This is a genomic window from Aquipuribacter nitratireducens (genome assembly GCF_037860835.1).
Classification (GTDB): domain Bacteria; phylum Actinomycetota; class Actinomycetes; order Actinomycetales; family JBBAYJ01; genus Aquipuribacter; species Aquipuribacter nitratireducens.
Genome location: NZ_JBBEOG010000009.1, coordinates 1 through 13,681 on the forward strand (window position 1 = coordinate 1; position 13,681 = coordinate 13,681).

8 protein-coding genes are annotated in these 13,681 nt (G+C 65.2%); all 8 read right to left on the reverse strand.

Annotation, left to right across the window (positions count from 1 at the left end; translation table 11 throughout):
* Positions 1–631: 631 nt before the first annotated feature.
* The 8 genes from WAB14_RS18265 to WAB14_RS15035 all read right to left on the reverse strand — a co-directional run bounded on the left by WAB14_RS18265 (position 632) and on the right by WAB14_RS15035 (position 13,291).
* Complete coding sequence (locus WAB14_RS18265; RefSeq protein ID WP_422665464.1) at positions 632–1,501, reverse strand: glycosyltransferase; 870 nt, start codon at positions 1,499–1,501, stop codon at positions 632–634.
* 7 nt (positions 1,502–1,508) lie between these two features.
* The gene (locus WAB14_RS15005; protein ID WP_340270994.1) at positions 1,509–2,474 is read right to left on the reverse strand and encodes an O-antigen ligase family protein; all 966 of its coding nucleotides are present in this window, start codon (positions 2,472–2,474) and stop codon (positions 1,509–1,511) included.
* A gap of 380 nt (positions 2,475–2,854) precedes the next feature.
* Positions 2,855–3,610 carry a hypothetical protein gene (locus tag WAB14_RS15010; protein ID WP_340270996.1) on the reverse strand — a complete coding sequence of 252 codons (756 nt, stop codon included), beginning with the start codon at positions 3,608–3,610 and terminating at the stop codon, positions 2,855–2,857.
* Between the two features lie 62 nt (positions 3,611–3,672).
* A complete protein-coding gene (locus WAB14_RS15015; RefSeq protein ID WP_340270997.1) occupies positions 3,673–5,568 on the reverse strand; it encodes a right-handed parallel beta-helix repeat-containing protein in 1,896 nt (631 codons plus the stop codon).
* Positions 5,569–5,694: 126 nt separating this feature from the next.
* Positions 5,695–6,567: a glycosyltransferase family 2 protein gene (locus WAB14_RS15020; RefSeq protein WP_340271188.1), complete on the reverse strand. Its 873-nt coding sequence runs from the start codon at positions 6,565–6,567 to the stop codon at positions 5,695–5,697.
* Positions 6,567–8,063, reverse strand: a complete 1,497-nt coding sequence (locus tag WAB14_RS15025) for a lipopolysaccharide biosynthesis protein (RefSeq protein ID WP_340270998.1) — start codon at positions 8,061–8,063, stop codon at positions 6,567–6,569. Before WAB14_RS15025 ends, WAB14_RS15020 begins: the two co-directional genes overlap by 1 nt.
* Positions 8,064–8,090: 27 nt before the next feature.
* Positions 8,091–12,995, reverse strand: a complete 4,905-nt coding sequence (locus WAB14_RS15030) for a Kelch repeat-containing protein (protein ID WP_340271000.1) — start codon at positions 12,993–12,995, stop codon at positions 8,091–8,093.
* Positions 12,974–13,291 carry a hypothetical protein gene (locus tag WAB14_RS15035; RefSeq protein WP_340271002.1) on the reverse strand — a complete coding sequence of 106 codons (318 nt, stop codon included), beginning with the start codon at positions 13,289–13,291 and terminating at the stop codon, positions 12,974–12,976. Before WAB14_RS15035 ends, WAB14_RS15030 begins: the two co-directional genes overlap by 22 nt.
* Positions 13,292–13,681: the final 390 nt, after the last annotated feature.

Here is a 13,681-nt window from a genome sequence, read left to right on the forward strand (position 1 = left end):
TTCCCCGGCCTCAAGCGGCGCCTCGGCGCGTCACCTCCGCACCACACTCAATGGCGAAGAGCCCCCATTTGGAAGGACCGTAGGCTCCCGACCCGCTGGCCTCGGCAAGCGCCTCGCCAGCTCTTCAGAGATCACGAAGACCTCGTCAGCCCGCCGACCAAGATCGAGGTATGACTCGCGAAAGGCAGCCCGGTACGGCGCCTCGCGCGGACTGGACAACCAGTCGTCGCGCCCGTAGTAGACGACACCCGCAACCCAATGAGCCGTGGCCCACGCAGCGACGAAGGGATGGACGGTCACGAGCACTGCGCCGTCGAGGGCAGCGCGACGACCGATCTCCAACGCATATTTGTGATACGAGCGGCGCAACGAGTTCGGCGACGCGGAATCGCGGCGCCTTAATCGGTGAGGGCGGACGTGAAGCGCCGAAGACGCGGCGACCTGCACGCGCCGGGCGGAATAGAGACTCCTACCTCTGGCGACGTCGCTTACGACCGAACGCCACGGGTCGACGACGACGACGCGCCCGGGGAAGGCCCCGATCAGAGCCAAGAGAATCTGATCCGGAGGTCGACAAAACTCCCGGCGCTCAACGTCGGCGAGAGTCTCATATGACAAGACGAAGACAACATCACGGTTCACTAGACGCCTCGAATCGGTAAATGAGGGGTGCCGACACTCCTTGATGCGCGTCGAGTACTCCACGCAGCATGGCCATCCCGTTGCGAATACCGTCGCGTCCCGACGTGACCTCTCCTAACCACCAGCGAAAAAGTTCGCTGCTAGTCACGACGGGTGGCCTCAACCGGCGAACTTCAGGGTCAGCGCACAAGAGTGTCGAGTTCCTGCCGATCCAGTAGTGACGACGTCTACCATGGCCGCTTGTCGCCGTACGTAGGAGCCACGAACGGCGACGTCGGCTGGCATCACCGAAACCGTGCGTCATGTCCGCAGTTTCACACACCGCAAGCGTGTAGCCCGCTCGCCTGGCTCGGGCAGAGAACTCAAAATCAACGACGTCCACGAAAAAGTCTTCTCGGAAGGGCCCGATGTCGCTGAGCGACTGCGAGGACAGTGTAAGCCCAGAAGTCAGCAGCCGATGCGCGTCATCGGTCGAACCTTTTGCAAGATTGGGACGACCAGGCGAGAAGTGGCTGCCTTGCGCAACAACCCGTGGCCATGCAGGGTGCCGACGCATGAAGTCTAAGAGGACTGACAAGTAATTGGCAGCGGGCTCGGTGTCCTGGTCAAAGCAGCTGACCACGTCATCAGGTGCAGGCCGAAGCTGCGCGATGCCTGCGTTGAGAGCAGCGGCCAGGCCGACGTTTCCTCCACTGTAAATGTATTCGACGCCGCACTGGAAAGCGATCTGGGCAGTCACCGGCCGATGACTGTTGTCGACTAAGGCGACGCGGTCGTACTGCCGGCAGAGGGACTCTAGAACGCTGCGGAATGCCTGCAGATCGGGCTCGAAGGCGACCACTACAGCGTGGGAGATCACGTCCGATTCACCGCCCTGCTGTCCGAGTCGGCGCTAGGCGTCTTGTGGCCGCCTGACCGTCGTGCGGAGCAGCCATTCGGACGACACGGTCGAAGGCTGCGCAAATGCCGAGCATTAGCATGGTTGCAGACAGCGATTGAGTGAACGAGAATGTGTCGTAGGTAAGTGTTGAGAAGGAGAGTGCGCCTACTCCTCCTGTAAGTGCCCAAGCCAGAGACTTCACGCTTGCATTGCCAGGCACGGCGCGACGAGCGCGCCGACACAACAGCACGGCGCACACGATCGCTGCGAGCCAAGCCACAAGCCCCAGAACCCCCTGCTCAACGACCGTGAGAAGAGCCTGGTTGTCGAGGAATCGGTAAACTTCGGGCCGATAGGTTCCGATGCCTATTCCGATGACAGGGCTCCCGAGCCACAATTCGCTGATCTCGGCGTAGTCCTCCGTCCGAGCTGTGACGCTCGGATCCGTCGAGGCGTTGCGGAACAGGCTAGCGACGGTTCCGAGCACGCCGGGGGAAACAGCACGAAATAAGACGACGAATGCGATGCCGAGGATGACCACATTCACTCGCACTCGCTTTGACCAGCCGAAGGCTGCTAGAATCACGGCCACTCCAGCCGCCAGAACAGCGGAGCGCGAGACGGCAAGCGGCAACGCGGTCGCCATCAGACCCGCGGCCGCAAAATGGACGATCCGGGTCGCCCCCCGCGTTTGCGTTACGCACCATATGGCGATCGGGAGGGCAATGGCGGTGAGGACAGAGAACTCGATGGGATGCGCCGTGCCGCCGGAAACCCGTAGGAACTCCGACCTCGTGTTGACGTCAGTGTTCCCGTTGACTGCCAGGGGCAACACCTTGGTGATTACGCCGATGTCGAGGCCCAGCGCCCACTGGGCGAGCGCGAGCGCCGCCCCAGCCCCTCCTGCGATGGACCAGACGCTCAGGATGCGACCGAGACGGCGGGTCGACACGATGCTGGTGCTTCCCCACAGCGCCAAGCCCGACGCCGCGAGAAGCGCAATCATTGCCCGTTGAGAGCCTGCCAATTCCGCTCCTGCAGCTGGTCGCAACGGAGCCCAAGCCCAGGAGAACAGCGCAACTCCGAGGATCACGAGGACGCAGATGGCCATGGGTTGCCGGAGAGCGCCCGAGGTGGAGCGAAAAGACCGAAGACCCCAGAGAACTAGGAGGAAGCCTCCTAGTAGCCGGATAGGCGCGCCATGGGACTCGAGTGGGCCGGGCAGAACGTAAGTCGAGGGCAGCAGATAGATCAGGACGACCACTAGCCCCATGCCGGCTAGCGACGCGTCGCGAGGCTCAGGTGCCCCTGAAGAGCGGGGCGCGTCGTGACTCATCGTCCGTCGCGCGAGAGGACCGACCTTCTCGTGCGAGACCCTGCAGCCTCGCCGTCGGAAAGTGTCGCGGTGGTCGGACTACGTGACTCTAGCCCCTCGAAGAAGTCATTTGAGTCGTTATCAAAATCGGTCTCCATGGCTGGCTCTTCGCGACCTCGCCGACGCCGCCGCCTGGCATTCAACGCGGCATCGACGGCGAGGGACAGCACGCCGGCTAGGGCCGCGCTCCCGAGAACAAGAACCGCAACGTTCCGGCTCCGACCGGGACGCTCGAGAGTCGGTTCGTTGGTCGGCACAGCTCGTGCGGCCACGAAGTAGGACCCTTCAGCAGCAGCCGCCTCCCGCTGGATCTCTTCGGTGAGCGGTGCCGCCTCTGCGACAACAGCGTCCGCCGTGGCCACCACCTGCTCCGCACTGGTTCCCACGACTTCCACCTCGACGATGGAGAAGTAGCGGTCGACCGAGGTTGTGTAGGCGGCCGTCCCCCCGCGCGCCGCGATCTGCGCACGGGTGTTCGTCGACTCGAGGTTGTCGGCGAGGACGGTGGCCATGAAACGGGCACCACCCGTCGTGAGATACGTGTTGTCGAACACCTCCTCGCTGTCAGGGGTCGGGGCGAGAACGACGACAGCAGTCGAGGATCGCCAGGTCTCCGGGTAGGTGTCATATGTTTGCCAAGCAAGGAGGGAACCCAGAACCAAGACCGGGACGAAGACGTACCAGCGGCGCAGACACGCCATCAGAGCGGACACCGCATCCATCGTTGCCTCCGTAACCGGACGAGGGCCCGCCGTCAGGCGAGCCCTCGTCGCTGTCAGCTCCAGCCGCCGGGCGGCGCGACCACCCGACCGCTCGTGTCGATATTGCCGTACCAGACGATCCACGTGCGGGCGGATGCGTCACCTCGAGCGATCGCATCCGCCCGCTCCTGCTCGGTCCTCACGAACCGTGTGCCAGCCTCCGGCGAGATCGGTGTGCCTCCGCCGAACACGTTATTCCTCACTGTGATCATCTGCGGGCGGCCGTGACCACCGTCCCTGGAGTACATAGTGAAGTAGCCCGTGGGGTTCGCGAGGTAGTTCTCCTCGATGAGCACATTGTTGATGGGGCCGAAGTCGGTCTTGATCATGATTGCACTGGTGTTCCAGCCCGAGATCCAGTTCCTCCGGATGGTCGTGTCTCCCCCCTGCCAGAACTGGACGCCGTCATGGTGCTTGTCCTGATAGCGCGTACCGTCGCGCCAGATCTTGTTGTACTCGATGACCGTCTTGGCGGTGCCGCTCGAGCGGACAGGGTTGAGACCGTCGGTGTTGCCGGTGATGTTGCTGTGTCGCACCACCATCGCCTCGCCGCCCACGGCCGCGCCACCCGTGTTCATCGTCGAGCGCTCGACGACCGCACGCCCACTACGAACCAAGAGCTTGTCGGAGAAGACCGAGTTGCGGAAACCGGTGTCAACACCATAGACGTCCTGTCGGGCAGTGATCGACTTGTCGGCGTGAACGACCCCGTCCTGCTCGAGCATGCCGTAGGCGCCGCCGTTAAAGAGTGCCTTTGTGCCCGCCACAGCGCCCGCGTTGGCGGCCCAGTCGTAAGTCAACGGGTTGAAGGCGAGCGTAGCTTGTGGCGTCGACGTGGCGGTAGCAGTCGGTGACGGGACGGGAGCCGACGTCGCGGTGGCGATGGACCCGTTCGAAACGCCGAAGGAGGTGGTGACCAGCGTCTGCAGCCCCCCTTGCGTCACGCGAGCCGTTAGACGATGAGTGCCGTTCGCGAGCCGCGTGGTGTCCAGCGCGTTCGCCAGTTCCGCCGTCCCGCCCTCAAGGTCGTAGGGAGCGTTGGACTCGGACTGACTCGGTTGCGTATCCGTGCCGCTGTCGAGCCAGAAGTCGACCTTGTCCGCGGCACCGCCACTCACCGAGAGGAAGATGTACGCGGTCCCGCTGACGGTCGTACCAGCAAGTGCGGACGCAGGCGAACGGGTGGCCGACTGGCTCCAGCTGAACGTGGCGCTCCCGCCACCGACCAGGCTGCCCGCTGGCGCCGTGGCAGCTGCAGTCGGGCTGGGGGTCGACGAAGTGGTAGAGGCCGTGGGCGACGGCTGGGCGGTCGTAGGCGGCGTCGTGGACGTGCTCGACGCACTACCGGTCACCGAGGGCGTGGCGCTGGGGGACGGAGGCGGCGCCTGGGTGGCACTGGCACTGACTGTCGTTGACGGGCTCGGCGACGAAGTTGGCAGCGGTGCGGTCTTGTCCACCGTGAAGGTGGCAGACGAACGACTTTCCCCTGCCGAGCTCCTCACGATCACGCTGACCGTGTACGCCCCATTCGGGAGCGCAGAAACCTGCAGTGGGACAGGATGACCCTTGGCCGTGTCGCCCAACAGATCGTACGGCGCTGTGCGCTCCACTCGCGGTGCGTCGAGGAGGTTCTCTGCAGAGAACGTCACGCTCGCGCCCTTCGGGACGTTGACGAGCTCGACGTACACGGCGCCGGAGTTGACGACCGCGCCTGACAGCGGCCGCTCCGAGCCGTTTGCCACCGTGGCGTAGACGAGCGTGGGCGTCGCGGTCACCACGGCGGCGTAAGCCGTACCGGTGACAACGAGGAGGGACAGCACAGTGATTTTCGCCGTTAGGGCGAGCCGGCGGATGGGACGAGGCAGGTTCATTTCGGTTCCTTCGAGGGGGAGACTCGGCTCCACGTCCATCGGGGCGCTGCCCCCTCGAGGTGACGAGTTCTGAGCAGATTCCACTGTATGGAGCACGATTAGCCCGATCGGCCCAGTGAGCGGGCGTGCGCGGAGCGCGGATGAGGCATTGAGGCGCTCCTCGGATCAGTCACGGAGGCTCCGCGCCTCGCGGTAGCGGGCGAAGACTGCGAGGAGGCGCATGCCTCCCTCGCCTAGGACGTAGTTGAGTCTGTCACGCAGCGGAAGCTGCCCACGACCGGCTAGCACCTTGCCCATGGCGCCGAGCGGGAGCCGGAAGCCTCGAACCGCCTCGATCAAGGGCGACCGGAGGTCTTCGCCCGCCTTGACTCGCTGCTCGAAGACGCCCCGTGAGGTCCGACGCAGCTTCTCGAGCATCTCGCTGTAGGTGACCCGGGCCGGGTGCCGGACGACAAGTTTGTCGTCATACAACAGGGGCACGCCAGCGCGGGAGACCCGCAGGCCCCACTCGCGGTCGCCACCGGACATCAGGTCCGCGTCGAAGAGGCCGTAGGAGTCGAAGAGCGCGGCGGCGCAGAAGAGATTCGCCGTGACTGCCCAGCCATCCTCGACGTAGCGCTCCTGGGGGAAGGCGGACAGTGTCTCCCACATCTCGACCGGACCGGGCCGACCAGGGGAGATCGCCTCTACCCGGACGTTGCCCGCCACGCGCAGGTACCCCTTCCGCACCCATGCGGTACCGCGTTCGACCCAGTCCGCCTCAGGCAGGCAGTCAGCGTCGGTGAAGGCGATCACGTCCCCTCGGGCGACGCGGATGGCGGCGTTGCGGGCACGGTACGAGCCAGCCTCCTCGACATACATGTAGCGCGACACCGGACTCCGATCCACGACATCCTTTAAACCGGGACAAGGCCCTCCGTTCTCGACGACCAGAACCTCGTAGTCGGTGACCGTCCGTTGTGACTCGAGTAGAGCAAGGGTCTTACTGAGAGTAGGTGCAGGACCACGCACGGGGATCACAACTGTTGTGACTGACATCACAACCCTCTCCTCATCACTGTCCGGACAGCATCCCGAAGTCCCCGCTGCACCGCTCCCAGCACAACGAAGAGCGCTGCCCATGTCGCCACCAGGACGACGAGACGATCCCCGGGCTCCCACTCGCGCAACGCCAGCGCGACGGCTGCGCAACCGCCGGCGACGACTGCGGCGGCGAGTAGCGGGACCGCGACCGCTCTCGCCCATGCGAAGGGAGGCACCGGAGTCCCTCGTGTGGCCACGGCCATGCTCGGCACGAGAAGCAGTGCGGTGACGCAGGCGTAAGCCAACCCGACATCCCGGGCTGTTCCACCCAGCGCGAGGCCAAGGACAAAGGCCATCACGATGAGGGGCCGCGTGACGAGCCCCCAGTACAGCTGTGCGCGGGTCCTGCCAGATGACGCATAGAGCCACCCGGTTGTGGCGCTCATCACCTGTGCGAGGGCCGCCACCGCTAGCACCTGAAATATGGGAACGGCACCCACCCATGCCTGCCCCAGGACGACTGGGACGCCGTCCGGCGCCGCAACAAGCAAGAGCAGGGTGAGGCTAATCCCCGCGTAGGTGGTAGGGCGCAGGAGCCGAACGTAGGCCTCGACATACCGGGCGTTGTCAGCTTGCAACCGAGACAGAGCCGACACGGCCACCGGGGCGATGGCATGCGTAATTTGTTGGACCGGCAGGAGGGTGAGTGTGTAGGCCCGGCCGTACAGGCCCAGCGCGGCCGCCCCAAGGTATCGGCCGATAAGGACGTTGTCAGCGTTTCGCGCCAAGTAGTTCAACACGCTGAATGCAGTTACATCGACACCGAAGGTGATAAAGCCTCTGAGTCCGGGCGCACGCAATGTCGGGCGACCCGGCCGCCAGTCGCACGACACCCATACGCTCAGGGTCCTGACGAGCGCCTGGACAAGCTGGAGCACGACTAGAGCCCACACTCCGGCGCCCAGCACAGCCGCGACAACCCCTGCCGCCGAACCCGCCACATAAGCCGAGACATCGCGTGCCGCTAACGATCCGAACCGCATCCGGCGCATGAGCAACGCCTGATGCTGCACCCCGAAGCCGGACACGAAGAAGACGGCGCTGAGGGCCAGCGCCACCGGTAGAACCGCCTCCTCGCCGTAAAAGCGAGCCAGCGCCGGGGCCGTGGCGGCCAGCGCAAGACAGAGACCCGCTCCGACGACCACGTTAATCCAGAAGAGGGCGTTGACCTGCTGCAACGTGACAGCCCTCCGCTGAACGACCGCGGCTGAGAGGCCTGCCTCCTTGAGCTGGTCGGCGAGAGCGGTCACAGCGACAACCATGCCCACTACACCGAAGTCGGCTGGCGTGAGCAGCCTGGCTAGGACGACCGTCGACCCAACTTGCAGCACGAAACGCGCCGCCTGGGCCGCGACCATGTACAACCCGCCTCGTCCGGCCCGTCCGCCCAGTGATTCCCGGGACGGGTCGGTCTCCCAACCGTCCCCGGAGGGCGGAGCGGTCACTGTCACTGCACTCTTTCTGCTTCGTAGGCCGGGCTAACTCGGCGGCGCAAGCACCTCATGGCTCACGTCCGTCGAGAAGCCTGCCACTCGGCCACCACCGACGACGTGCAACTGGCCGTCGATCACCCCAGCCGCCGCGCCATGCCGCCCGGTTGGCATCTCACGCCAGGACGACCAAGCGCCCGTCGCTGGGTCGAAGACCTCCACGGCGCTGAAGGCGAGGCCGTCCGCTCGTGCCTCGCCACCCGCGACGACCACCTTGCCGTCGAGGACGCCTGCCGCAGCGGTGCGTCGACCAGTTGGCATCGAGGGACCCGGCACCCAAGCGGACGCGTCGACGTCGAGGACCTCCATCGACGCCAGGGTCGGTGCCGTTGTGACGCCGGTTGACTCACGCGTTCGTCCCCCGACGACGTACATCCGAGTGCCGACGACGGCCGATGCCGCATTGTCCCGAGGCGTCGCCAGGCGCGGTCCGGCGGACCACCGTTCGGTCGTCGGATCGTAGATCTCAACCGTGTCCACGGAACGACCCTCCGTGTCCATTCCACCCACGACGATGAGGCGGCCCTGCAGCCACTGCGCCGTAGCGCCGCCCCGGGGGGTGGGCAGAGGGGGCAATGTAGTCCAGGAGTCCGTTGCCGGGTCGTAACTTGCGAACTGAGAGGTGGCGCCCGCGAAAGCCTCTGTAGATCCCCCCGCGACGTACAAGCGCCCTAGGTATGCCGTGACGGCAGGGTTTTCGACCGCGACACCGGGCAGCGGGGCACGCAGCGACCATGACTCGGATTCCGCGTCGTAAACGCGCAGCGTCGACTTCGGTCCAGAGCCGTTCTTTCCACCGATTACGTAGAGCTGGCGATCGATAGCCGTCCCTCCCGCGTCGAGGATGTCCTGCGGCAGCGGTGCGGCCTCCTGCCAACACCCGGTTTCGCGAGGGACAAGCACGGTCACCTGGCCGGCACCGAACTCCCCGACGAGCAGCGTGCCATTTGGCCCCGAGCCGATAGGCAAAGGGTCACGAAGGTTGTCCAGCAGCGGTTCATTCGCCACGACCGCCTCACCGTCAGGCGAGAGGCTGGCGTAGGCGAGGTTGTCGCCCAGCGAGTAGTTGCCGTAGATGAGACTGCCGTCCAGGAGGCCGCAGAAACCACCTTCGCTGCTGTACTCGACGATGCCATTGGTCGAGCGGTTCCGGCCAGTGTCGAGCAAGGGCGCCACGTAGTTGGTCGGCACCGGGACGCCCTGGAAGGAACCGTCGCCGAAGACGCACTCGCCGCGGGCCGGGTTCGGATGACCGTAGTAGCCGCCAGCCACGATGCGGTTGATCTCATCGTTCTGCGTTCCGGGGTTATTCCCCCCCTGCGTCCAAGGCCGAGTGTCGCCGAAGCCGAAACATGGTGCAATCGGCGAGGGAGGGTAGGACCCCTCGACGCCGAGGCCGTTGTCGGTGCCGTAGATCGTTCCGTTGCTGTGGAACGTGAAGTCGTACATGTTGCGTAGACCGCTGGCAAAGACCTCTACGTCACATGGGGCGGGACCGTACATGTCGCCCATGTTCTGGCAGCTGCCATCGAAAGTTGGGTCGTAGATGTCGGCGGTGATTAGCGCCGCCGACAGCGCCTGCTCGCCTCGGTCGCCGAACTCGGTCGCCGCGAGGTTCGCACCGCCAGCGCCGGTGTTGCCCCCGATTGCCATGTAGAGCACGTCGTCCGGCCCGAAGTGAAGCGACGTCGGGCCGTGGTTGGCGTAAGAGCGGGGGAGTCCAGTGACGATGTCCTGCGTCGTAGCGAAGTCTGGGCCCGACAGTCGAGTGACACGACCCGAGTCGACGACGCCGTGGTCGGTCACAGGGGAGGAGTGAGCCACGAGGACGCGAACGTCTTCGGACGTCGACGTTGGCTCAACCGCTACTCCCAAGGCCAAGCGGTTGCCCAGCACCTCGACCGTGCGTTCCTTCACGAGTGTGTGGTCCGCGTTCAAGCGGAGAACGTGAAGGTCCCCGAAGAGATCTGTGACAAACACCTCGCCATCTGGACCGGTGGCGATTGAAGTCGGGAACGCGAGCGGCGAGGCGACGCGGTCGAAGACGAATGCCCCGGCTGAGTCCACTACGGGGTCGGCGGACACTGAGAATTGCGAAAACGAGAAGGGGATAGGGGTGCTGCTATTACGCGAGGTCGCCAGGACTCCCGCGAACGAGCGGGTACCGATGCGCGGGTCGATTCCCGCCGCGTCGAAGCTAAAGAACTCTCCGGGGAGAGTGGCTGTGCCGATCGATCGCAGCGGCTCACCCGTCACTGCGTACGTGCCAGCAAGGGTCCGCTTCGCGGGGTCCGTCCGGAAGTTAAGCGACACGGCGGCGCCAGCTGGCAGAACGACGCTGGCCTGCTTCTTGAAGATGGTCGCGCCGTCGAGCTCCACGGTGTACTCGAGCCTCCAACCTCCGGGGACGCCGACGAGCTGCAGAGCAGCGACATTGCTCTGGCTGTAGCCGAACCAAAGTCCGGCCTTCTCGTACTTTCCTCGTGACGCCGGGACGTCGACGACCGTCGTAGACAGTGTCGTCTGGGCGAGGGGCCCGTCGAAACCCACACCGAGAGCGTTCTGCTGGTCACCCGTGTTCAGCGACCCCGAACTCGCCTGCACTGTCAGCCGCCCATCATTGAGATCCACTGCATAAGCGCTGCGGTCCCGAAGCATCTTGCCATCGGCGGTAGGCAGAACCGTTGAGAAGCCAGTTCCCGCACCCGAGGCGTCGATCATAAGCCCTGAGTCGTAGAGCCAGTTGAGGTCGTAAGGGGTCGGCACCTTGATGAGCTCGCAGGCGACGGGACTGCACCCACCACTGTCGCCGACCTGGACTGTGATCATGAGGGCGTCCGAGAACGCGCCCGGGCTGCTCGCAGTCACGGTTGTGGTGAAGACACCGGGACTGAGGCCAGCCGCGTTCACGGTGATGGAGACGAGTGACGGTGTAACGACTTCTTCCTGTGCCAGTCCGATGAAGGATGCGTCTGCTGTCAGTGCAACGGGCGTGCCATCGGTGTCGGCGTCGACCGCGACCTGGAACGTGACGGGGTCCGCCCCTTCCGCCACCTCCACCGTGTACTCCTCTTGGGCAAAGGAAAGGCTGTTCGTGCCGTTGGACGTTGTGAAGGTCGACTGGAGAACGAGCGAGGTCGCTGTCGTGGTCACACGGGTCGTGTACGTGTGCTCTCCATCCGGGAGCGATGCTGAGTCAAACGGCAGCGCCGTCCCATTGGCGGCCTTCCCTACGAGGTCGAAGGGAGCCGATTGATCGACCCTAAATGGAGCGCTGGTCATGGCCGGGTCGTCGAGCCAGAACTCCACCTTTCGGACGTCCTCGTCCGGCTTGATATAGGCGTAGACGACCCCGGTCAGCGTTGCTCCGTCTAGCAGAACGCGACCCGTCCGACGATCGTCCGTGCCATAAACCAGAGCGGCCGTCGCAGTCGTCTCACTGACAGTGGCCCGCACGATGAAGGAGGTGCCGGCGTGTGTCGTGGACGTAATGTCGACACGCGCTTCGGAAGTGCCCGAAGGCAGCGTCTGAGGATCAACCCGAACACGCAGTGTGCTGACTCCAGGCGACACCGGATCAAGGGAGGCGCTGGCCCAAGCGCGGTCAGCGGTCGCGATGGCGCTCACGACAGCCCCGTCCGACGTGGACAACTGGGCGGTCACTTCCTTGGCGGGCTCGGTCGGCGTGGCAAAGGTTGTCGTCGCCGCCGTGGTCGACAGAACAAGCCGCGCGACGGACTCGTTTCTTACGTTGAAGGTCGCGCTTGTCGTGCGGGTTGAGCCATCCACGAGAGTAGAACGGGCAGTGACGCTGTGTAGGCCATCGGCAAGAGCGCGGGTGTCGAAAGGAACCGCGGTTGACGACGTGCCTCCATTCAAGTCGAAGGGTGCCGACTTTTCTGTTCGGTAGGGCGTGCCGGTCGCGCTCGGGTTGTCGACCCAGAAGCTCACCCGCGACACCGCCGGATCGGGCGCCGTGAAGACGTACACGTCCCCTGACACGTCAGCACCCTCGAGCGGCCGACCATTCGATCGGTCGCTCCGCTCACTCACCACTATCCCCGTCGATGCACCGCTCGTCGCGACAGTGAAGCTGACTGGCAACCGCAGGATCGCGTAGGTGCCCGTCGTCGGGGTGACGGAGATGGTCGCTTGGTGCGTGCCCACGCCAGAGACGACTGGGTCGGCCTCGATGCCAATCGTCATCTCCGAGCCGCTCGGTCGCGCCGACGTGACGCTAGCCCAGGCGACGTCCACCGACACCTGCGCCTCGAATGTCGTCCCGGCAGGGGACGTCACGCTGACGACCGCCCGGGCGGGCGATCCTGCCTCGCTGCCGGCGATAGCGACCGCAGACGGGCTCGCCGCCAAGCCAGTCTGATTACGGACCGTGAACGATGCGGAGACGACACTTGCGGCACCGGCCGAGGTCGTCACACGAGCGGTGATTGTGTGCGTGCCGTCGGAGACTGCGGTTGTCGACCAGGCATTTGCTGTCGATGCCGACCCACCAGCGAAGTCCCAGGGTGCGGAGCGCTCGGAGCGGTAGGGCGTCCCGCTCATGTCCGGGTCGTCGAGCCAGAACTCGACACGCGCGATACCAGCCCCGTCGTCAGGAACATAGACGTACGCGTTCCCCTGCAGGACGGCGGCCTCGAGCGTCGCACCATCCGATCGGTCGGCATGGCTGGAGACCTGAACCAACGGGGTGGCGGCAGCCGCGAGGCCAGGGGTCACCAACAGGCTTCCGGCAAGTGCGACGAGCGAGAGCAGAACGAGCAACGTGGTGCTGCGGCCGAAGCGTCCAAGCCAACGGGCCCTCGTTTGCGGCGTCAAGGAAACCGGCGAGACAGCGAACATGGTGCGGCCCTTCAGTATGCGGAACGGTTCCACAGGACCGAGTCCAAGGTCCTGAGGCGGATGGAGGAGCCGATCTCGAGTACCCACTGCGAAGCGCGGCGCAGCACGAGTCGCTTCGACTCGTCCCGGTCCAGCGCAGAGAGGTCGTCGGCCTGCCATGGGGCGGTCATGCCCGGCGCGTCGCGGAGGCGTCGCCGGTTGTGTCGTTCGGAACGGAAGGCTCGGCGCGGCGGACCGAGCGGCGCCGCGTCGATCGAGAGCAGGCGATCTGAAAGCACCGTGACGGCCCCAGAACGCTGAGGCCCCGTTGACGAGGCCGGGTCGCGCACGACCAGCAATCTCTCCGTCCCAACATGCCGAGGGAGCGGATGGTCAAGCAGGCGCTGACGTTGGCAGCGTCTGCCAACGAGGAGCAGTCCCCGCTCGGCTCGCCAGGAAGAGAGCCCGACCATTCGGGCGCAATTTCTACCGAGCCTTGGGCGACCGAGGCAGGATGCAACCATCGGTGTCGAAGGCTTCACGTTGCGTAGCGGGTCCGCAGAATTCGCCGGAGGCAGGGCCAAGGAGTTACTCACAGTAGACACCTCTTCCACCCTTGGGTCTCGAAGGGCGTGGAAACGCACGCCCCGTGCTCATCCCTCACGGAGACTACGGGCGAGTGGGACGCCGCGGTGGGGAACTCGGCAAATGACTTGCTGACCACATCAACGCGTGACGCC